The 4,239-nt window shown below is 41.3% G+C and carries 1 protein-coding gene; it reads right to left on the reverse strand.

Translation table 11 applies throughout. The features are described from left to right. Positions 1 to 4,239: AAA family ATPase (locus H6S82_RS21185; protein WP_191056659.1), on the reverse strand; the 4,239-nt coding region annotated here is incomplete at both ends.

Here is a 4,239-nt window from a genome sequence, read left to right on the forward strand (position 1 = left end):
ACCCCAGGAACGTTATCTACTAGATGATGGAAGCGGGTTTGGGCAATTTTCAATTCATTTAGCGATCGCTCTAGCTGTTGGGCATATTCCTGAGAACGTTGATAAAGGCGGGCATTTTCTAGAGAAATGGCGGCTTGAGCGCAAAGTAGATTCAGGATTTCTACCCGATCGCTAGTAAACGCTCCCGTTGCTAAATTATTTTCTAGATATAAAATGCCCATCAACTTCCCTTGGTGTAAAATCGGGCTGCACAAAATACTCTTAGGTTGCTGGTGAATAATATAGGGATCGTTGGCTAAGATTGGCTCTACTGTAGCATCCAGCAGCACAACAGTTTGCTTGCTACGCTTAACTTTGTAAATTAGCTTTAGGGGAATATCCTGACTATCCTCAATCGGAATCCTCTGCAATACTACTGGGTTTGTTCCCTGGGTAATTGAGCCTTTAATCAGCAGGCGTTCACCTTTGCTGTCGCGTAGCGAATCGTCTCGCCGCAGCATTAACACGCATTTATCAGCCCCAGCATTTTCGATGACGATTCTAAGCAACGATGACAGCAATTTTTCCAGTTCGATTTCGCTGGAGATAGTTTGGGAAGCTTTGAGAATGGTAGCTAAATCTAAAGCTACAGAAGCACTACTACTGGATGTAGTGCTTCTGGTGTAGGTGACATTCCTCAAAGCAAATATAGTTTCGTGAGTTGAGATAGTCGAACGAGTTTGCTGTAATATGGGAGCGAGTAATTGGGGATAGCGTTTTTCTAAGTCGGCAACTTTGGCTTTTGCACCCCAACGGGCGTAGCAGTAGTATGCTTCTTGCATATATATTTGAGCTATTTTTTCTTTATCCCAATTGAGATAAAATTTAGCGGCTAGTTCATTTGCTAAAGCTTCTTCTTGAATGTATTCATTTTCTTTGGCTCCCAAAATTGCCTTGTCGTATAGCTCGATGGCGGTAGATTTCTGTCCTAAAACTCGACATTTTTCGGCTTCTACGAGATCGACTTTATGCTGGTGATTCATGGGCGCATAATCCGCCCAATACTGTAACTTAGTTTGGTTTTCTGCCACCCGTTCTAATAGAGTTGATACTTCCGATGACGGTTGACTCAATAGTGCTAGAGCCACCAAAGAATCATAGAAATAAAACGCAGGTTCGCCAACTGTTCCCGCACCCGATATGAAATAGTTTCTGCACTCAAAGGCATGGTTATTAGCTGGCTCAACTTCCCCAAACAAAAAGCAAAGCATCAACTTATGCGAGTGGAAAATATATAATCCATTTAGATCGTTGACAGACTGCAACCGGGGGAGAAATTCTGGTTCTTGGAAAGCCGATCCAGACAAAATGGTGGGATGCTCTGCCAAACCTAGTAAATTTGAAGTCACTTGCCAATAAATCAAACAGTAATTAGCTGTTCCCAACTGCTTCAGTTGCACTAAAGCATGGTAGTAAGTGCGTGTATCTTCCGCCAAGTTAGCAAGGGGTTGACCGCACCAAAAAGAAATCCAACAGAAATTGTGAACCGCATATCCAGCGTATTCCGGGTTTCCAACTTCTAGCCCCAGGGTATAACTCTCACTCAAGAGGGGTAACATTTCTTTGAGGTGAGATTTGCGGTGGAGGATATAACTTCCCAGCAGGAAAAATACTTCCAGTTTAGTTGCTTTATCATCGAACTTTGCCGCCACATTCAATGCCAAATTTCCAAACTGTGCAGCTAAATCTATATTCTGCATATTACATAGAACTAAACTGTAACAAGTATAGTTAGTAGCAGAAACAGATATATTGCCGTGCCGCAGGAATAATTTGACTAACAAGGTAGCTAGTAATGGATACATAAGAGATCCACTGGTGTAAGCTGCTGCCATGATGCTGCTGGCAATCTGGGTAATGGCGATTTTATTTGCATCTGTCATCACAGGGAGGTTGACAAAATCTGCAATTTCTCTGTCACCAATCAATTCGCTAATTTCTTGGATTGACTGTTGAATATCTGCGGGTGTGGGTGATTCGGTAATGTTTGCGCCCAACTGTTGCAAGATATTGATGCCGATCGCCAGCACTTCATTGAGTTGGCGCTGGGAAGTTTTACCTTGAATCCTAATGCGGTAAACATTGACTTGTTCTAGTAAAGAATGTGCTTGTTCGGTGACAAGATCGATCGACTTTTCCATCGCCTCAAAGTCACCGCATAGCATGGCGACTTCCGCCGCTAATTCATGAAAAGCGAGGCTCATTTCATACTGCTGTTGCCAAGCATTTTCTCCTAACAAAGATAGTCCCACTGCGGCATATTCACGCGCTGCTTGATAGGCGGTGGCAGTTCTGGCTTTGCGACAGGCGGTGAGGTTAAGTCGTGCTAGTTCATTTCGTTGTGTTTGTTCGCTAATTAAAGAAGTTCCATAATTTAATTGATTGACTATTTCAAAAATCCGCTCTTCTCTGGCATCTGGAGAAACTTGTTGCAGGAGTAGTTGACCAATTTGGTAATGAGTTGCCTGTTTTTGGCGATCGGGAATCAGAGCATAAGCGGCTTGCTGTACTCGATCGTGTAAGAATTTATAAGTAACAGTTTCCTGATTTTCTGATGTAGTTTTTGTGGTTTCTTGGCAGACATAAAACTTATAAAAATCGCCGATCGGTACGATAAATCCTTCTTGTAATGCTTTCCATAAACAGGCTGCTGTTTCGATTTGAGATTGTTCTGAAACAATTGCCAAAGTTGCCAAATCAAAAGAGTTGCCAATGCAAGCTGCTAGCTGCAACATCTGTTGAGTTGATGGCTGGAGTTTGCGTAATTGAGAACTCATAAAAGCTACAACATCATCTGTCACTGCTTGAGTTCTTACTTGCGCGATATCGCATTGCCAGCAGCCTAACTCAAAATCAAATTGAATCAGTTCATCTTGATATAACGCTTTGAGAAACTGGGTGGTAAAAAAGGGATTGCCTTGAGTTTTTTGATATATTAATCTAGAAAGATTACCAGCTAAATCTTCTGAAGTTTTGAGCGTGTCAGCAATTAATTTATTTACTTGGACTTGATTTAACGGTGCTAAAGTAATCGTATTAATTGTCGATCGCGATTTAGCAATGTCACTCAAAGTCAACATTAATGGATGACCTGGGTAGACTTCGTTATCGCGGTATGCACCAATGATGAAAAGATAACCCGTATCAGCCATTAATAGCTGCATTAAATTCAGAGAAGCTAAATCTGCCCATTGCAAATCATCTAAAAATATCACCAAGGGATGTTCTTTAGTTGTAAAAACTTGGGTGAATTTTTGAAATAATAAGTTAAAGCGATTTTGCGCCGCCGTTCCTGATAATTCTACGGCTGGCGGTTGTTGGCCAATAATGTTTTCTAATTCGGGAATTACTTCAATAATTACTTGCCCGTTTTCACCAACCGCCTCTAATATTTTATGCTTCCATTGTGCTATTTGGACATCGCTTTCGCTCAACAATTGTCCCATTAAATCCCGAAAGGCTTGCACAAAGGCACTGAAGGGAATATTCCGTTGAAATTGGTCGTATTTACCTTTAATAAAGTAGCCCCGTTGTCTAACGATTGGTTTATGCACCTCGTTAACAACGACAGTTTTCCCAATTCCCGAAAACCCAGCTACTAGCATCATTTCGGTTGCGCCATGACTGACTCTTTCAAATGCTTCTAGTAGGGTTTGTACTTCCGCATCTCTGCCATAAAGTTTATCGGGGATGATGAAACGATCGCACAGATCCTGTTGTGCAATTGGAAAAGTTTCAATTTTTCCTTTTGTTTGTAATTGCTGCCAGCATTGTTCTAGATCCCATTTCAGTCCTAATGCGCTTTGATAGCGGTCTTCAGCATTTTTTGCCATTAATTTAGAGACGATTTCTGATAAAACTGCTGGAATTTCTGGATTGATTTCATTCACTAATTTGGGCGGTTTAGCAATGTGACAATGGACTAACTCCATCGGTTCGTTTGCTTGAAACGGTAACTCTCCAGTTAGTATTTCGTAAAAAGTTACACCTAATGAATAAAAATCTGTTCGGTAATCAATGCCCCGATTCATTCGACCAGTTTGTTCGGGAGAAATATAAGCTAATGTGCCTTCGAGTACATTGGGGTTGACTAGGGTTTGGGTTTCTCTCGGTAATAATGAGGCAATACTGAAGTCGATTAATTTAACTTCTTTGGTGTGGGGATTAATCAAAATGTTGCTGGGTTTGATATCTTTATGG

Origin of the sequence: Planktothrix sp. FACHB-1355, assembly GCF_014748295.1 — a bacterium.
GTDB lineage: Bacteria > Cyanobacteriota > Cyanobacteriia > Cyanobacteriales > Aerosakkonemataceae > Aerosakkonema > Aerosakkonema funiforme_A.